At 70.2% G+C, this 17,927-nt stretch carries 11 protein-coding genes; 5 read left to right on the top strand and 6 right to left on the bottom strand.

Annotated features, from left to right (window positions below):
* Positions 1–15: 15 nt before the first annotated feature.
* Complete coding sequence (locus NYP07_RS04745; RefSeq protein WP_268147963.1) at positions 16–957, bottom strand: ROK family protein; 942 nt, start codon at positions 955–957, stop codon at positions 16–18.
* Positions 944–2,119, bottom strand: a complete 1,176-nt coding sequence (locus NYP07_RS04740) for an SIS domain-containing protein (protein WP_268147961.1) — start codon at positions 2,117–2,119, stop codon at positions 944–946. Before NYP07_RS04740 ends, NYP07_RS04745 begins: the two co-directional genes overlap by 14 nt.
* A 465-nt stretch (positions 2,120–2,584) precedes the next feature.
* Between NYP07_RS04740 and NYP07_RS04735 the strand changes: the two genes are divergently transcribed.
* The 5 genes from NYP07_RS04735 (at position 2,585) to NYP07_RS04715 (ending at position 14,011) form a co-directional block, all read left to right on the top strand.
* On the top strand, positions 2,585–5,995 hold the full coding sequence (locus NYP07_RS04735; protein WP_268147959.1) for a TIM-barrel domain-containing protein: 3,411 nt from the start codon (positions 2,585–2,587) through the stop codon (positions 5,993–5,995).
* Between the two features lie 31 nt (positions 5,996–6,026).
* The gene (locus tag NYP07_RS04730; RefSeq protein ID WP_268147957.1) at positions 6,027–8,996 is read left to right on the top strand and encodes a TonB-dependent receptor plug domain-containing protein; all 2,970 of its coding nucleotides are present in this window, start codon (positions 6,027–6,029) and stop codon (positions 8,994–8,996) included.
* A 5-nt stretch (positions 8,997–9,001) separates the two neighbouring features.
* The gene (locus NYP07_RS04725; RefSeq protein ID WP_268147955.1) at positions 9,002–10,354 is read left to right on the top strand and encodes a Gfo/Idh/MocA family protein; all 1,353 of its coding nucleotides are present in this window, start codon (positions 9,002–9,004) and stop codon (positions 10,352–10,354) included.
* Between the two features lie 103 nt (positions 10,355–10,457).
* Positions 10,458–12,173 (top strand): DUF3472 domain-containing protein, encoded by a 1,716-nt coding sequence (locus tag NYP07_RS04720; RefSeq protein WP_268147953.1) that lies wholly within the window; start codon positions 10,458–10,460, stop codon positions 12,171–12,173.
* Positions 12,170–14,011 carry a glycoside hydrolase family 35 protein gene (locus NYP07_RS04715; RefSeq protein WP_268147952.1) on the top strand — a complete coding sequence of 614 codons (1,842 nt, stop codon included), beginning with the start codon at positions 12,170–12,172 and terminating at the stop codon, positions 14,009–14,011. The genes NYP07_RS04720 and NYP07_RS04715 overlap by 4 nt, the downstream gene beginning before the upstream one ends.
* A 516-nt stretch (positions 14,012–14,527) precedes the next feature.
* Here NYP07_RS04715 and NYP07_RS04710 read toward each other — a convergent pair.
* The 4 genes from NYP07_RS04710 to fusA form a co-directional block, all read right to left on the bottom strand.
* Positions 14,528–14,851 carry a type II toxin-antitoxin system RelE/ParE family toxin gene (locus tag NYP07_RS04710; RefSeq protein ID WP_268147950.1) on the bottom strand — a complete coding sequence of 108 codons (324 nt, stop codon included), beginning with the start codon at positions 14,849–14,851 and terminating at the stop codon, positions 14,528–14,530.
* Complete coding sequence (locus NYP07_RS04705) at positions 14,848–15,141, bottom strand: YlcI/YnfO family protein (protein WP_268147948.1); 294 nt, start codon at positions 15,139–15,141, stop codon at positions 14,848–14,850. The genes NYP07_RS04710 and NYP07_RS04705 overlap by 4 nt, the downstream gene beginning before the upstream one ends.
* A gap of 107 nt (positions 15,142–15,248) precedes the next feature.
* Positions 15,249–15,560, bottom strand: a complete 312-nt coding sequence (locus NYP07_RS24105; protein ID WP_378989522.1) for a DUF6968 family protein — start codon at positions 15,558–15,560, stop codon at positions 15,249–15,251.
* Positions 15,561–15,715: 155 nt separating this feature from the next.
* Positions 15,716–17,728, bottom strand: a complete 2,013-nt coding sequence (fusA, locus tag NYP07_RS04700; protein ID WP_268147946.1) for an elongation factor G — start codon at positions 17,726–17,728, stop codon at positions 15,716–15,718.
* Positions 17,729–17,927 lie beyond the last annotated feature (199 nt).

Here is a 17,927-nt window from a genome sequence, read left to right as displayed (position 1 = left end):
TGAAAGCGAGAGGGTTCAGGCGCCGCAGCGCTGGCGGGCCAGCAGCGCGGCGCCGCGCGCGCCACCGGCATCGCCGAAGCGCGGCGGCAGCAGCGGCGGCACCCGCGCGCCGCGGAACAGGTGGCGGGCCATCGCGGCGGGCAGCTCGTCGTACAGGCGCTGCAGCTTGGACAGGCCGCCGCCGAGCACGATGGCGTGCGGGTCCAGCGCGAGCACGAGGCCGGCCAGGCCCTGGGCCAGCAGGTCGAGGTGGATGGCCAGTGCGTCGGTGGCGGCCTCGTCGCCCTCGGCGGCCAGCGCGTGCACGGCGGCGGCATCGGCCGCGGGCTCGGAGTCGGTGCTGCGCAGCCGGTGCAGCGTGGCCAGGCCGGTGCCGGAGACATAGCGCTCCAGGCAGCCGCGCAGGCCGCAGGGGCAGTCCAGCAGCGGCAGGTCGTGCTGCAGCAATTGCGCGGCCGGCACGGGCCAGTGGCCCCATTCGCCGGCCAGGCCGTTGTAGCCGGCCACCAGCCGGCCGCCGACGCAGTAGCCGCCGCCCGCGCCGGTGCCCAGGATGGCGCCGAACATGCTGGGCAGGCCGTCCGCCGCGCCGCCCTGCGCCTCGGACAGCGCGAAGCACTGGCAGTCGTTGCCCATGTGCACGGGCCGGCCCAGCGCGGCTTCCAGCGCGGGCGCGACCTGGCGGCCGTTCAGCGCCGGCACGTTGGAGCTGAGCTGGTAGCCGCTGGCCGGGTCGACGACGCCGGGCATGCCGAGGCCGATGGCCGTGGCGCTGCGGCCCAGCGCGGTTTCGGCGTCGCGCACCAGCGCGGCAGTCTGCGCGACGAAGTCGTCGAAGTCGGCCGCCGGCGTCGCGATGCGCTGGCGGTGCACGACGGCGAGCGCGGCGTCGCAGGCGGCCAGCTCGATCTTGGTGCCGCCGATGTCGAGGCCGAAGTACAGCTCAGCGCGGGTCATGGTTATGAATCGTCACGCCCTGTACGACGCGGTTGACGCGACCGTCGGGGAAGGGGTTGTCGGGCGTCAGGCCCAGGGCCACCGACTTGTTCAGTGCCAGCAGCTGGGCGGCGATCAGCCACAGCGGCGTCAGCCAGCTGTCGTCCAGCCCGTCCTGCGGCAGCGGCGGCACCGGCAGGAAGGCGGGCAGATGCTCGGCCTCGTCCTCGGGGCCCAGCGTCAGCACGCGGGCGGCGATGCCGTCGGCGCGCAGCTCCTGCACGAGGTCGTGCTCGTAGCGCCGCGCCACGCTGCCGCGGCTGCGCAGCACGAGCACGAGGCTGTGCTCGTCCAGCATGGACTTCGGCCCGTGGCGGAAGCCCAGCGGCGTGTTGGCCACCGCCATCACGCGGCCGCTGGTCAACTCCAGCACCTTCAGCGCGGCCTCCCTGGCCAGCGCCTCCTGGGCGCCGCTGCCGAGGTAGACGATGCGCCGCACGTCGGCCTGGGCCAGGGCCTGCACGGGCGCGGCCCAGGCGGCCAGCGCGGTGTCGGCGAGGCCGGCCAGGCTGCGGATGCGGCCCAGGCGCTCGGGCCAGGCGCCGGCGCCGAGCACGGCCAGCGCGGCCAGCAGCATCGTCGTCAGGCTGCTCGTCATCGCGAAGCCGCGGTCGCAGCTGCCCTCGGGCATCAGCAGGTTCAGCGTGTCGGCGCGGCCGGCGCTGCCGCTGAGCAGCTCGCCCTCGGCATTGCAGGTGATGTTCAGGAAGCGCGGCGCGTCGACGCTGGCGCGCAGCAGCTCGACGGTGGCCAGGCTCTCGGGGCTGTTGCCGCTGCGCGCGAATGACACCAGCAGCGTCGGCTGCCCGCGCGTCAGATAGAGCTCGGGATGGGTCAGCAGGCTGGTGCTGGCCACCGCGCGGACCTCGGCGGGCCAGGCGGCGTTGAGCGAGTCGGCCGCCATCTCGCCGATATAGGCCGAGCTGCCGGCGCCGGTCAGGATGACGAGGTGGCCAGGCTGGCGCAGCCAGTCGCCCAGGAAGGCGTCGATGCGCGGCTGCTGGGCTTCGAGGGCCGTGGCCAGCGCGCGCCACAGCGCCGGCTGGTGCTCGATCTCCTCGGCCGTGTGCAGGCCACCCAGGCGTTGCCAGTCGTGTCGCTCGCGGTGCAGAAGTGAAGTCATTGCCAATCTCAAGTGCTGCCGAAACGATATCGCCTGACTTTCGAATTGTCAAACAAAGAAAGAAAATAAAGGTTAAAACGAAAGTTATGTTGGCGAATCCCTTGTCAAAGGAAGGGCGGCTTGGCGGCGGAGCCGGGCGGCGATTGGCGCGGAAGTGTGCTGCCCGGCGAGGCGTTGCCGAGATGTCTCGATGGGCTGGGAACCTCGATGGCGACGAGGGGCGTTGCTTTTTCCCAGCGAATGAAAAGATGCTGCGTCGATTTTGCGAGCTATCGAAAGACGGGTCGCAGTTTCTCGTCATGGATTTCCCGTATCCAAAGGCTTAACTTTCGCTTTTAAGTTTCGATTTGTTGACTTCTTTTGATGTGGTTTCTAGAGTTTGCGCATTGATTCCAGACAGCCGCCTCGGGCGGTGCGCAAGGGCAGCGAATGAAAGCAGTGGAGCGGGCAAGGCGGGGCAGGGGCATGACGGGCGGCGGGCGCGTGGCGGCGCTGCTGCTGGCGGGTGGCCTGCTGGCGGCGCTGGCGCCGGTGGCGCTGGCCGCGCCGGTCGGCCGGCTGCTGTCGCTGCAGCCCGCGGCCGCGGGCGGCGTCGGCGAGGACGGCGCCGCCACCGCGTTCGAGCTGCGCACCGACGCCGGCGTGCTGCTGCGCGTGAGCCTGCTGCGCGCCGACCTCTTCCATGTGCAGGCCGGCGCCAACGGCCAGCTCACGCCGGCCGGCGACAAGGCCGCGCCCATCGTGCTGCCGCGGCGCTGGGAGGCGGTGGCGCACCGCGTCGTCGAGCGGGCCGACCGCGTCGAGATCCAGACCGCCGCGCTGACGCTGCGCATCCACCGCAAGCCGCTGCGCCTGGAGCTGCTGCGCGCGGGCGAGGCCGAGCCGCTGTGGCGCGAGCTGCAGCCGCTGGACCTCGCGGCCAAGCGCGCCGTGCAGACGCTGTCCAGCACGGCCGGCGAGCGCTTCTACGGCGGCGGCCAGCAGAACGGCCGCTTCGAGTTCAAGGGCCGCCAGCTCGACATCTCCTACTCCGGCGGCTGGGAAGACGGCGACCGGCCCAGCCCCGCGCCCTTCCTGATGAGCTCGCGCGGCTGGGGCATGCTGCGCAACACCTGGAGCGATGGCAGCTACGACCTGCGGCTGGACGAGCAGGCCAGCCTGGAGCACGAGGAAGGCCGCTTCGACGCCTACTACTTTGCCGGCGCCGGCTTGAGAGACGTGCTGGCCGCCTACACCGAGCTGACCGGCCGCGCCAAGCTGCTGCCGCGCTGGGCGCTGGAATACGGCGACGCCGATTGCTACAACGACGGCGACAACGTCAAGAAGCCCGGCACCGTGCCCAAGGGCTGGAGCGACGGCCCGACCGGCAAGACGCCCGACGTCGTCGACAGCGTCGCGAAGAAGTACCGCGAGCACGACATGCCCGGCGGCTGGATCCTGCCCAACGACGGTTATGGCTGCGGCTACACAGACCTGCCCAAGGTCGTGCAGGGCCTGGCGCAGTACGGCTTCAAGACCGGGCTGTGGACCGAGAACGGCGTCGACAAGATCAAGTGGGAGGTCGGCACCGCCGGCACCCGCGCGCAGAAGCTCGACGTGGCCTGGACGGGCCAGGGCTACCAGTTCTCGCTGGACGCGAACAAGGCCGCCTACGACGGCATCCTGGACAACTCCGACGCGCGCCCCTTCCTGTGGACCGTGATGGGCTGGGCCGGCACGCAGCGCTATGCGGTGACGTGGACGGGCGACCAGTCGGCCAGCTGGGACTACATCCGCTGGCACATCCCGACGCTGATCGGCTCCGGTCTGTCGGGCCAGGCCTATGCCAGCGGCGACGTGGACGCCATCTTCGGCGGCAGCCCCGAGACCTTCACGCGCGACCTGCAGTGGAAGAGCTTCACGCCGGTGTTGATGGGCATGTCCGGCTGGGCCGAGGCCGAGCGCAAGCACCCCTGGTGGTTCGACGAACCTTACCGTTCCATCAACCGCAAATACCTCAAGCTCAAGCTGCGCCTGACGCCGCTGATGTACACGCTGGCCCGCGAGGCCGAGCAGACCGGCGCCCCGCTGGTGCGCGGCCTGATGTGGGACCACGCCGGCGACCCGCAGGCCGCCGGCGAGGCCTACAAGCACCAGTTCCTGCTCGGGCCGGACCTGCTCGTGGCGCCCGTGTTCCGCAGCCAGGCGGCCAGCCAGGGCTGGCGCAAGGGCATCCATTTGCCCGGATCGCCCATTGGCGGCCGCTGGCTCGACTACTGGGATGGCCGCCAGCTGAGCGTCGGCCCCGCGGGCCGCGACATCGACCTGCAGGTCACCCTCGACAAACTCCCCGTCTTCGTCCGTGCCGGTGCCATCCTGCCGATGTACCCCGAAGTGCTGTTCGACGGCCAGAAGCCCAAGGACAGGCTGACGCTGGATCTCTACCCCGATGCCAGCCGCCCCTCCGAGTTCAAGCTCTATGAGGACGATGGCCTGACGCGCCGCTATCAGGGCGGCGCCTTCAGCACCCAGCGCATCGCGATGCAGCTGGACGGCGACGTGCTCGGCGTGACGCTGGAGCCGGTCCAGGGTCGCTACGACGGCCAGGAGGCCGCGCGCGCCTATTCGCTGCGCGTGGCCAGCCGGCAGGCGCCCGCCGCCGTCGAGCTCGATGGCAAGGCCCTGCCCCAGGTTGCCGATCTGGACGCGGTGGACGAGGGCTGGGCCTTCGACGCCGCCGACCGCCACGGCAGCCTCCATGTGAAGACAGTCAAGCGCGACATCCGCGCCGGCCTGGCCTTCGCGCTGCGCGGCGTGCAGGCCGCGCCCGCCGCGGACGACGACTTCCCCGCCGCGCCCGCCGCCGGCCGCGCGGTGCCGGCCGACAGCCTGACGGTCGTCAACCGCCCGGCCGAGGAGCCCGGCCACCCGCTGGAGAACGCGCTGAACGACAAGCTCAGCGACAAGCCCCAGGCCTGGTTCCGCACGACCCGCAACCAGGCCCTGCGCAGCGGCCCGCACGAGTGGGTGCTGGGCCTGGGCGAGCGCCGCCTGATCGACGGCATCGAGCTCGCGCCGCGCAACGACCAGCACTGGAAGTACGGCCAGGTGCGCGACTACGAGGTCTATCTGGCCGACAACAACGGCGACTGGGGCGAGCCCGTCGCGCGCGGCCGGCTGAAGCTGCAGCAGCCGGCGCAACGCATCGAATTCGGGCCCACGGCCGGGCGCCTGCTGCGCTTTCGCGTGCTGTCGGTGCAGAACCCCGAGGGCGAGGCCGCAGCGGCCAGCGACCCGATGGTCAGCGCCGCCGCGCAGGCGCCGGCCAAGGCCTTCAACGCCTTCGTGCCGGTCGATGTCGGCCCGATCACGCTGTCCAGTTTCAAGGTGCTGGAGGTGCCCGCGCCCGAAGGCCGGCTGCAGCAGCGCGTGCTGTCCGACCTGAGCCTGCCGGCCGGCATCGGCCGGGACAGGCCCGCCAGCGGTGCCGCGGCGATGCGCATGAACGGCCTGCAGTTCCGCAAGGGGCTGGGCATGAAGCCTGGCCAGCAACTGGAGCTGCAACTCGCCGGTCGCTGGCAGACCTTCCGCGCCGACCTCGGTGTGGACGACAGCTGCCGTGCGGGCGGCGGCCTGCAGTTCCAGGTCTGGGGCGACGGCCGCCTGCTCTACGACAGCGGCCTCGTGCAGGCGCCGGCGGTCGTCAAGCCGGAGCTGGACGTGCGCGGCCTGCGCCAGCTCTCGCTGCGCACGCTGGCCGCGCGCGGCGCGCAGCCGCAACGGGTCTGCGGCAACTGGGCCAACGCCCTGTTGCTGGGTCAGCAGGGCGACGAGGTGCGGCCGCTGCCGGCCGCCGCCCCTTCGCAGAGAAGCAAGGGCCCGGCGCAGCCGCGCTGAGCCGAGTTCAGAGATTCAACGAGGAGATGAGATGAAACCGACGAAGCTGATGGTCGTGCTGATGAGCGCCGGCCTGTGCACCCCGCTGCTGGCCGCCGAAGAGGACGCGGCGCCGCAGAAGATCGAGCGCGTGGAAGTGACCGGCTCCAGCATCAAGCGCATCAATGCCGAGACCGCGTCGCCCGTGCAGGTCATCGACGCCAAGCAGATCGAGAACATGGGCGCGCGCACGCTGCTGCAGGTGCTGGACAACCTGCCCGCGGCCCGCCCCGCGCAGCAGCAGGACTTCCGCTCCATGTTCACCGGCTCCGACGGTGCCTCGTCGGCCAATCTGCGCGGCCTGGGCGCCCAGGGCACGCTGGTGCTGCTGAACGGCCGCCGCTTGTCCTACTACGGCGCGCCGATGGGCTTCCAGACGATGTTCGTCAACATCGACGCCATCCCTGCCGCCGCCATCGAGCGCATGGAGGTGCTGACCGACGGCGCCTCGGCGGTCTACGGCTCCGACGCCGTCGCCGGCGTCATCAACGTCATCACCAAGAAGGGCTACGAGGGCCTGGAGGTGCGCGCCGGCACCGACTGGTCGTCCAACGTGAAGGCCTATGGCGAGCACCAGGGCAGCGTGCTGTTCGGCAAGGGCGACCTGGCCCGCGACGGCTGGAGCCTGTATGGCTCGCTCAACCTCTACAAGCGCGACCGCATCGCGCTGGCCGACACCTACGACAAGCGGCCCGACCAGTTCTACGTCAACAATCCGAACTTCATCAAGAACATGCGCATCGGCGTCGGCAGCGAGCCCGGCGTGATGAACCCCGGCACGCTGTTCGTCGTCGATGCGGCCAACAAGAACGCCATCGTCCGGCGCGCCGTGGGCGGCTGCCCGACCGCCATCCCGACCTCCGGCGGCACCAGCTGCGTCTGGGACACGCTGCCCTACCAGCTCGACACCGGCCCCAGCTCCCAGCGCACCACCGGCTATCTGAACGGCCGGCTGAAGCTCGGCGGCGACTGGGAAGGCTTTGCCGAGGCGGCCTACACCCACATCGACATGCATGGCCAGAACGGCCCGCGCAGCTTCAACTCCACGACGGGCAATCCGTCGAGCTGGTATTCGCGCAATACCGGCACGACGCTGAACACCTTCAAGATTCCCTTCCTCGGCCCCAACAACGTCTACGCGAAGGCCCACCTCGACCCCGACATGGCCGCCAAGATGGGCGGCGCGGCCGGCCTGAGCTATCTGCTGCAGGACGCCACCGGCCACTTCGGCCAGCGCAACACCGACGACAACTACCGTGCGCTGGCCGGCGTGCGCGGCACCGTCTTCGGCGACTGGGACTTCGAGAGCGCGCTCAGCGTGGCCGGCAGCCATTCGACGCTGTTCCAGACCATCAACGTGAACCTGAAGGGCTTCGAGAAGGCCTTCGGCCCCTTCACCAAGGACCCGGTCACCGGCCGCACCTATATCGCCGACAACCCGGCCTACCAGTTCGGTGTCATCAGCGACGCCAACGCCGCGCTGATCCGCCAGGCCTACCCGACCTTCGACATCCAGTCCTGGACCAAGCTCATCAGCTGGGACGCCAAGGTCGAGGGCACCATCGGCCGCCTGCCTGCCGGCGAGGTGCGCGCCGCCTTCGGCCTGAACCTGATGCGCGAGAGCTTCTACACGCCGGGCAACGCCGACGCGGCCAATGGCCTCATCACGCAGCAGGGCGGCTCCTGGTTCGACGGCAAGCGCACCGTGGGCGCCGTGTTCGGCGAGACCATCGTGCCGCTCACGAAGAGCCTGGAGCTCGACGCCGCCGCGCGTCTGGACAAATACCCGAACTTCAAGGCCAACCTGGCGCCCAAGATCGGCCTGAAGTTCCGCGCGATGCCGGAGCTGCTGCTGCGCGGCACCTACTCCGAGGGCTTCCGCGCGCCCAGCCTGGCCGAGGCCGGCCAGGGCGGCGTCTATGCGCAGTTCGGCGGCATCAAGGACCAGCTGCGCTGCGACGAGACCAATGCCATCGCCGCGCTGCTGAAGAAGTCGGTGTCGGCCACCGACGTTGACCTCGGCAAGAACCTGACCAATGTCGACTGCAGCCGCACCATCGGCGGCCTGACGCCGCCCAACCCCAACCTCAAGCCCGAGACGGCCAAGATCTCGACGGTCGGCCTCGTGTTCGAGCCCTGGAAGGACGTGAGCCTGTCGCTGGACTACTGGTTCGTCTACCGCCGCGACGAGATCATCCGCCAGGACCCGAGCGAGCTGCTGCGCAAGCTGGTCGAGAAATACGGCCCGGCGCTGAACGGCGCCAGCCAGGCGGTGCGCTTCCCGATCTCCGACACCGACCGCGCCAACGTCGCGGCCGTCGCGGCGATGTGCGCCAACCCGGCCAACGCGGCGGCCTGCCAGGGCGCGCTGCCGGGCTACTCGGTGGGCAACCTGGCCGGCCTGACGACCAGCTACCTCAACCGCGGCCGCACGCTGGTCGACGGCTTCGACATCGACGCGCGCAGCAAGCACTCGCTGGGCTCCTGGGGCAAGCTGGGCCTGGGCGCCGCCGTGTCCATCCGCATGCGCGAGACCTACAACTACGAGGACGGCGAAGGCTTCAGCAACAACTACGTCGGCTACTACGGCTCGCCCAAGCTGCGCGCGACGCTGAACGCCGACTGGAGCTACGGCAACCTCGTGACCAGCCTGTTCGTGAACTACACGGGCAAGACCAAGTGGGCCTATGACCCGAACGACGAGGCCAACAACAACCCGAGCAGCTGCACGGCCGCCGATGTCGCGATGCCGGCCAATCTGTGCAACGGCGCGCCGGCCCACCACACGGTCAACCTCGGCTTCAACTGGAAGCCGGTGAAGAACCTGGACCTGGGCCTGAACATCAAGAACCTGTTCAACCGCATGCCCTACTACGATCCGAACGGCTGGGAGGGCTATGACCACAGCCTCAACCTGTTCGGTCGCAGCTACAACGTGTCGGCAAGCTACAAGTTCTGGTGATGAGGATGCAGCGTCGAGATTGGCTGCGCAACGGCTCGCTGGCGGCGCTGGCCGCCGCCAGCTTCCATGGCGCGCGGGCGGCGGCCCGCCCGCGGCTGCGCCTGGGGATGATCGGCACCGGCATGCGCGGCCAGGTGCTGCTGCGCGAACTGCTGCGCCGCGACGATGTCGACGTCGTCGCGCTGTGCGACATCGAGCCCTTCATGCTCAAGCGCGCGCTGGACCAGGTCGGGAAGGCCGGCAAGCCGGGCCCGCAGACCTTTGGCGAAGGTGGCGACCCGCAGGCCTGGCGCCGGCTGCTGGAGGTCGAGGGCCTGGACGGCGTCATCATCGCCACTCCCTGGGAGTGGCATGCGCCCATGGCCATAGCTGCGATGCAGGCCAGGGTGGCGGTCGGCTGCGAGGTCGTCGCCGGCATCACGCTGCAGGACCACTGGGACGTGCTGCGCACCCAGCAGCGCAGCGGCACGCCCTATATGCTGCTGGAGAACGTCTGCTACCGCCGCGACGTGATGGCCGTGCTGCAGATGGTGCGCGCCGGCCTGTTCGGCGAGCTCGTGCACCTGCAGGGCGGCTACCAGCACGATCTGCGCGCCGTGAAGTTCAACAGCGGCGACCCGGCCAGGCCCTATGGCGGCGGCGCCGAGTTCGGGGCCAAGGGCTGGAGCGAGGCGCGCTGGCGCACCGAGCACTCGGTGCGGCGCAACGGCGAGCTCTACCCCAGCCACGGCATCGGCCCCTGCGCGATGTTCACCAACATCCATCGCGGCAACCGCTTCACGCGGATCAACAGCTTCGCGACCAAGGCGCGCGGCCTGCATGAGTACGCCGAGGCCCAGGGCGGCAAGCAGCATCCCAGCGCGCAGCTGAAGTTCAGCCTCGGCGACGTCGTCACGACGACGCTGGCCTGCGAGAACGGCGAGACCATCCTGCTGCAGCACGACACCTCGCTGCCGCGGCCCTATTCGCTGGGCTTTCGCGTGCAGGGCACCCACGGCCTGTGGATGGACGTCAACCACTCGGTCCACGTCGAGGGCATCAGCCCGCCGCACCAGTGGGAGCCGTTCGAGAAATACGGCGACAAGTTCGACCATCCGCTGTGGAAGAAATACGCGGCGGCGGCCGAGGGCGCTGGCCATGGCGGCATGGACTTCTTCGTCATCCATGCCTTCGTCGAGGCGCTGAAGGCGGACGCGCCCATGCCCATCGACATCTACGACGCGGTGGCCTGGAGCGCCATCACGCCGCTGTCCGAGCAGTCCATCGCCGAGGACAACAAGACGCTGCCCTTCCCGGATTTCACGGAAGGCCGGTGGAAGACACGCAAGCCCATCTTCGCGTTCGACGATCGCTACTGATCCCCTGCCGTTGTGCCGCGCGGCCCCGTCCGGGACGGGGCCGTGGCCGGCTGCTGCCCGCGCAAGGTGGGCGTGTTCCCGATCCCTCCAAGGAGTGAATGCCATGAAGATCACGAACACCGCGGCCTGCGCCCTCGCGCTGGCGGCATCCCTGGCCGCTTGCGGCGGCGGCAGCGCTACACCGCCCGAGGCCCGCGCCGCCGTGGCCCCCACGGCCCATGCCCTGGCCGCCGCCGCGCCGCAGCCGCAGGGTGGCTGCCCGGCCGGCGCCGTGCTGGCCGCGTTGACGCCCGACGCCGGCCAGGCCCGCGACGGCTCGGTGTTCTCGGCGACGCTCTACGACCCGACCATCGAGTCCGGCAACACGACGCACCAGCCGCGCAAGCTCAAGGTGCGCGTCACGCTGGGCGGCCAGCCGGTGCAGGGCTGCGCGGTGAACTGGCTGCCGCGCGACAACGGCAATGCGGACAAGGACGGCAGCGGCTGGGTCTTCCCCGACGCGCCGACGACCGACTTCAACGGCATCGCCAGCGCCTGGTGGACGGCCGGCCGCGCCAACCGCCAGACGCTGGACGTGGGCCTGCGCCGCGCGGACGGCAGCGCTGCGGCCGTCGAGATCCGCGGCCAGTCGCGCGGCCACGTCACGCGCGCCAACTCCATCCATGTGAGCTGGAAGACGCCGGCCTGGCAGAAGTTCAGCGCCGAGGTCACGCCGCACAGCTGGCCGGCCACGACCTATTACGAGGTCATCGGCTTCAACGGCGGCTATGGCGGCATCCAGAGCCAGCAGCTGCTGTTCTCGCTGTGGGACGTCGGCGGCGTCAGTCCCGTCGTCGTCGACCCCGGCATCTCCGCTTGCACGAACTTCGGCGGCGAGGGCACGGGCATCAAGTGCGAGGCGGCCTATACGCCCGAGGTCGGGGCGACTTACCGCTTCGAGCTGGAGGTGGCCGCGCTGGCCGACGGCCGGCAGGACTACAGCATGTTCTTCACCGACCCGCGCGACGGCCAGCGCAAGAAGCTGGGCACGCTGCGCAGCCCCAAGGTGCTGGCGCAGTCCGGCGCCTACGGCTTCGTCGAGGACTGGTCCGACACGGCCAAGTCCTGCCTCGGCAACCCGGTGCGCGCCGCCACCTATGGCCGCGTGCGCTACCAGGGCGCGGACGGCGTCTGGGTGGACGTGAAGAAGGCGCTGGGCGATGCGGTCTACACGCCCGACCACAACGAGGTCTGCGCGAACTACCGCTTCGAATACCTGGACGACGGACGCTTCCGCCTCAGCACCGGCGGCCAGAACGTGGGCCGGCCGCTGAACCTGCCCGGCGTGCCGCGCGCCGTGCCCATGCCCTATGAGCCGCCCGTCGCGCCGCCGCCGCTGGTTCCCGGCCTCAACGTCGTCGGCAGCCAGGGCGCGCTTGGCTCGGCGCTGGACATCCCGGCCGCCTCCACCACGCCCGGCACCAAGGTCGAGATCTATCCGACGCACGGCGGTGTCGCGCAGCAGTGGACCGTCGCCGAGACGCTGGCCGGCAGCGGCATCTACACCCTCGTCAACCCGCGCAGCGGCCTGGCGCTGGCCGTTGCCGGCGGCGCGACGGCGGCCGGCTCGCGCGTCAGCATCGAGCCGCCGGACGGCACGGCCGTGCAGCAGTGGCGCATCGTGCCGGTACGCAGCGGCGTCTATGCCCTCGTCCACGTCGCCAGCGGCCTGGTGCTGGACACCCAGGGCGGCGCGATCGGCGCGCTGACGCCGGTCGTCATTGCGACGCCGGAAAGCAGCCCGACGCAGGAATGGAGCTTCGCGTCGCTCGCGCCATGAAGACGTGGATCCATGCCGCCGTTGCTGTGCTGCTGGCCCTGACGGTTGGCGGCGCACAGGCCGCGGCGCGCTTCGAGATCGACGGCGCGCAGTTCAGGCTCGACGGCCGCCCGTTCCAGATCCGCTCCGGCGAGATGCACTACCCGCGCATCCCGCGCGCGGCCTGGCGCGAGCGGCTGCGCATGGCCAGGGCCATGGGTCTGAACACCGTGACGACCTATGCCTTCTGGTCGCAGCACGAGCCCGAGCCGGGGCAGTGGGACTTCTCCGGCCAGAACGACCTGCGCGCCTTCGTGCAGACGGCCGCCGAGGAGGGCCTGGGCGTCGTGCTGCGGCCGGGGCCCTATGTCTGCGCCGAGGTCGACTTTGGCGGCTTCCCGGCCTGGCTGCTGCGCACGCCAGGGCTGCGCGTGCGCTCGATGGACGCGCGCTACCTGGCCGCCACGGCGCGCTACTTCAAGCGCCTGGCCCAGGAGATCGGCGACCTGCAGAGCAGCCGCGGCGGGCCCATCCTGATGCTGCAGCTGGAGAACGAATACGGCTCCTTCGGCCGCGACCAAGACTACCTGGGCGCCGTGCGCGCGCAGATGCGCGAGGCGGGCCTGGACGCGCCGCTGTTCACGTCCGACGGCGGCGCGGCCCGGCTCTTGGACGCCGGCACGCTGGCCGACGTGCCGGCCGCCGTCAACTTCGGCGGCGGCGCGGACGACGCCCGGGAATCGATGCAGGCCCTGGACGACTGGCGCCCCAACGGCCCGCGCATGGCCGGCGAATACTGGGCCGGCTGGTTCGACCACTGGGGCGAGCTGCACCACCGCCAGCCCCCCGAGGAGGCCGCGCGCACGGTGGGTTGGTTGATGTCGCAGCGCGCCTCCTTCAACCTCTATATGTTCCACGGCGGCAGCAGCTTCGGCTGGCTGGCCGGCGCCAACTACTCGGCCGCCGAGCCCTACCAGCCCGGCACGACGAGCTACGACTACGACGCCGCGCTGGACGAGGCCGGCCGCCCGACGCCCAAATACCGGGCGCTGCGCGAGGTCATCGCCAGCTACACCGGCGAGGCGCTGCCGCCCGTGCCCGAGCCGCAGCCGCAGCCGCAGGCCTTGCCCGCCTTCGCGCTGAAGCCGGCCGGCAATCTTCTGGCGCGCCTGGAGGTGCTGTCCCAAGCGCGCAGCTCGCGCTGGGTGCGCCCGATGGAGGAGTTCGGCCAGAACTACGGCTACATCCTGTACCGCAAGCGCCTCGAAGCGCCGGCCAGGGGCCAGCTGGTGCTGGACGAGCTGCGCGACCAGGCCACCGTGCTGGCCGACGGCCGCGTCATCGGCCGGCTGGACCGTAGGCGCGGCGAGAAGACGCTGGCCGTGGACCTGCCCGCGGGCACGCAGCTCGACCTGCTCGTCGAGGCCATGGGCCGCATCGGCTTCGGTGCCCGGCTGGTCGACGACAACAAGGGCATCACGCGCGCCGTGCGGGTCGACAAGGAGGACCTTGAGGGCTGGACGGTCTACCCGCTGCCGCTGGACGCCGCGGCGCTGCAGCGCCTGCCGGCGGGTGAGGCCGGCGACGCGACGCTGCCCGGCTTCTGGCGCGGCAGCTTGAAGCTGGACAGGCCCGTCGACAGCTTCCTGGACACGCGCGGCTGGGGCAAGGGCCAGGTCTGGGTCAACGGCCACCACCTGGGCCGCTTCTGGTCCGTCGGCCCGCAGCAGACCCTCTATCTGCCGGCCTCGTGGCTGAAGGCGGGCGCCAACGAGGTGCTGGTCTTCACGACCGAGCCGCCGACAGCGGGCCGGGCCATGATGCAGGGCCTGGCCGACCCGGTCTATGAGACGCATTGACCCTCTGCTCGGCTGGGCATCCTTGGGTGGCGGGCCGGATTCAGTGTGCAGGACGGGTGGCTGGCGAATTGATTGTTCGGGCAAGTTGCCGCAGTGCAGGGGCGATGACTGCATCGAACGGCATGGATACAGGAGGCGGTCGCGGTTCCCGGGCCGCTGAGCTGCGACAGAAAATTCGGTTGGTAAGACTGAATAAGGAGGCTGGGGTTCATGGTGTGATACAGCTTCGCAATCAAAGCGCTAACTGCGTTGCTTCGCCTTGCCGTGCTAAAGCACTGTCTGCGGCTTCGCGCCTTGTTATCACTTTGATTGCAAACCCGTATGAGGCTCTGCCAGGTTGAACCCAGTCGAAGCGCGTCGGCCCCAAGCGCACCGATGCCCTGAGGGCTCCGCTGGCAAGGTCGGGATCAAGGGCCATCCATGACCGCTCCTCACGACCATCTGCGGTCGGCCGACAAGCGCCTCAAAGTGGAAAGCCGAGATGCCTGTCGGGCCGTTGGGCCCACTCGATCAGGGTCAGTGGTAATCCTGCTCCAGCTGATGGCGAATGGCACCGATGCGGACCACCTCGCCACGGACCTCAAAGGCTGCGACGAGCCCGGAGCTCCCAAAGGGAACGATCAGCTCACGCTGCGCGTCATTCAGGGCGCGGGCGGCCCGGCGGCATGAGTGCGGTGAGAACTCCAACAATCGGAGCGCACGGTCGACTGCGTCCCTGAGGCGCCGCACGACGTCGAGGTCAGGTGTCGCGCTGGCGAGTTCACGTTCGATGATGAAGCCCTCGATCCTCATCAAGTCGTCGGTGGCCTCCTCGGTCAACACGACGCGGTAGAGGGTCACCGCTTCGCGCTCGGCTTCGTTGCGACCAGGCGCTGACGGGCCGCCTCGATTCGTTCATCCATCCGCCGCAGCACTTCCTGCGGCGAGAACCCGCTGCCTTCGCGCTCAGATCGCTCGACGGCGTCTCGGGCTCGCGCGAGAAAGGCGTCTTGAGTCCGCCGCCAAGCCACGCCGCCGCGGACGCATGAAGCGACAAAGTCGGAGAGGGATTCACCCTCGTCAAGCACAGCTTCGGCATCGCTACGCAGCGCAGGCTCGACGCGCACGGCCGGCAGAGTGGCAGTCTTCATGCGCAAAGTGTAATGCAAATGTGATTCGTGCACGTGTTGCGATCAGATGCGCAGGCGGCCCCGAGGCTGAGGTGCGCCGTTGTCAGCTCGTGGCCGAGTCCTGTCCATCACGAGACACATGCCAGGTCCTGCGCTGTTGCAAGCTCACCGCCGCGCTCCCAATAGAACCGCCATCCAATCTCGGCGAAATGACCGATACGCCTTGCTGAAAATCGCATAGCCAATTCGATTGCTTGCCAAGAATCGATGCCAGCGATGGAATGGGTTGCTGTTTCTAAGCACCCGACCGACGCTACGGATCGCCACTCACCACGCTCCGCCTTTGTGGGCGGACCTATGGCGACTACAACCTCGTGTTCCGTGCCATCTGGCGCGACTGCAAACCAAATGCGCTCAGCGGCGAAAATTTGGGACGGCATGGCACACCGAGGTTTAGATGAAGGATGGCCGGCACGCTACCACCGCAGCCTGACTGACCGCAATTCGCTACGAAGCGTGCAGTCGCCCCTCCCGGTCGGGTGACCTGCCGCACAGGCGGAAGGCAGGCCCCGTCGGCCCGCCTCCCGCCCCCGGCTCATGCCGCCAGCGCGGCGCGCGCCGGCACTTCTGCATAGTGGCTCAGCTGCATCGTGAACTGCGCGCGCCCCGAGCTGAGGGCGCGCAGATGGCCGATGTAGCCGAACATCTGCGCCAGCGGCACATGGGCCGTCACGACGACCGCGTTGCCGCGCGCGTCCTGGCCCTGCACATGGCCGTGCCGCCGCAGCAGGTCGCCGATGACGTCGCCGAGGTAGTCGGCCGGCGTGATGACCTCGACGGCCATCAGCGGCTCCAGCACCACCGGCGAGGCCTTCAGCACCGCCTCGCGCAGCGCCGCCGCCGCCGCCAGCTCGAAGGCCAGCGCCGACGAGTCGCGCACATGGTGGCTGCCGTCGACGAGCACGGCCTCGAAGTCCACCAGCGGGTAGCCGGCGAACGGCCCGGCCAGCGCGGCCTTGCGCACGCCCACCTCGACGGCCGGGATGAACTCGCGCGGGATCGCGCCGCCCACCACCGTGCTGTCGAAGCGCATGCCCGCGCCGCGCGGCAGCGGCGCCACGCGCAGCGTCAGCTCGGCGAACTGGCCGGGGCCGCCGCTCTGCTTGCGGTGCAGGTGGTGCACCTCGGCAGCCGCCGTGAGGGTCTCGCGGTAGGCGACCTGCGGGCGGCCCATCTGCACCTCGACGCCGAAGCGCGAACGCAGCTTCTCCACCGCCACCTCCAGCTGCAGCTCGCCCATGCCGGACAGCAGGGTCTGGCCCGAGTCGGTGTCCTGGCGCAGGCGCAGCGACGGGTCTTCGCGGACGAGCACGGCCAGGCCCTTGGCGAGGGCGGCCGTGCCGTCCTGGCTGCGGGGCTCGATGGCGACGTCGATGACGGCCTCGGGCGCTTCGATGCTTTCCAGCACGGGCGCGTCCTTGGCGGAAGCCAGCGTGTGGCCGGTCAGCACGTCCTTCAGGCCGACGATGCCCGCGATGTCGCCGGCGACGAGTTCGTCGCGCTCGACGCGGCGGTCCGCGTGGATCTCGTAGAGCCGCGACGCGCGCTCGGCCTTGCCGGTGCTCGCGTTGAAGACCGTGTCACCGCGCTTGAGCACGCCGCTGTAGACGCGCACGAACACCATCGCGCCGTGGTCGTCGGCGCTCAGCTTGAAGGCCAGGGCCGACAGCGGGCCCTGCGTGTCCGCCGCGCCGGGGGCTTCACCCGGGCGCGGGAGGTAGGCGACGACGGCGTCCAGCAGCGGCTCCACGCCGCGGTTGCGGAAGGCCGAGCCGGCCAGCACGGGCACGATGTCGCCGGCGATGGTGGCGGCGCGCAGGCCGGCGCGCAGCGCGTCGACGCCGGGGCTCTCGCCGCGCAGCCAGGCGTCCAGCAGCGCGTCGTCGCGCTCGACGACGGCCTCGACCAGGCGTGCACGGGCCGCCTGGGCAGCGCTCATCAGCTCGGGCGGAATCTCCGTCACGCGCGGGGGCTCCTTCGCGTCGTCGCGGTCCCAGACCAGGGCCTGCAGGGCGAGCAGGTCCACGACGCCGCGGAATTCGCTCTCGGCGCCGATGGGGAGTTGCAGCGGCAGCGCGCGCGCACCGAGGCGCTCGCGCATCATCGAGACGACGCGCGGGAAGTCCGCGCCGGCGCGGTCCAGCTTGTTGACGAAGGCGATGCGGGGCACGCGGTAGTCGTCCGCGAGGCGCCAGTTGGTCTCGGTCTGCGGCTCCACGCCGGCCACGCCGTCGAAGACGACGACGGCGCCGTCCAGCACGCGCAGCGAGCGCTTGACCTCGATGTTGAAGTCGATGTGGCCGGGCGTGTCGATCAGGTTGATCTGCGTGCCCTGCCAGTGCACGGTGGTGGCCGCGCTGTGGATGGTGATGCCGCGCTGGCGCTCCTGGGGGTCGAAGTCCATCGTCGTGCTGCCGTCGTCCACTTCGCCGATGCGATGGTTCTCGCCCGTGTAGAACAGGATGCGTTCGGTGGTCGTGGTCTTGCCGGCGTCGACGTGGGCGATGACGCCGATGTTGCGCAGATTGCGGAGGTTGTTCGAGTTCATGGTGGTTCCTGATTCGGGTTGGCATGCCAGCCCGGAGTGGAACCACCGGGCTAGCGCGTGGGCAGCACGCCGAAGCGCAGGCGCAGCGAAGCCGCGCTCCGGCGCTCGGGAATCGTGGCGATCAGCTTGTCGAAGGTGCGGTTGAACACGGTTGAACCCAGTTGGAAAAACAAAACCCCGGGAGCTGCGGGCCTGCCGG

It is taken from the genome of Pelomonas aquatica (genome assembly GCF_026712205.1).
GTDB lineage: Bacteria > Pseudomonadota > Gammaproteobacteria > Burkholderiales > Burkholderiaceae_C > Pelomonas > Pelomonas aquatica.
The sequence above is the reverse complement of the archived record's forward strand: the minus strand, read 5'-3'. Positions and strand labels throughout refer to the sequence as shown.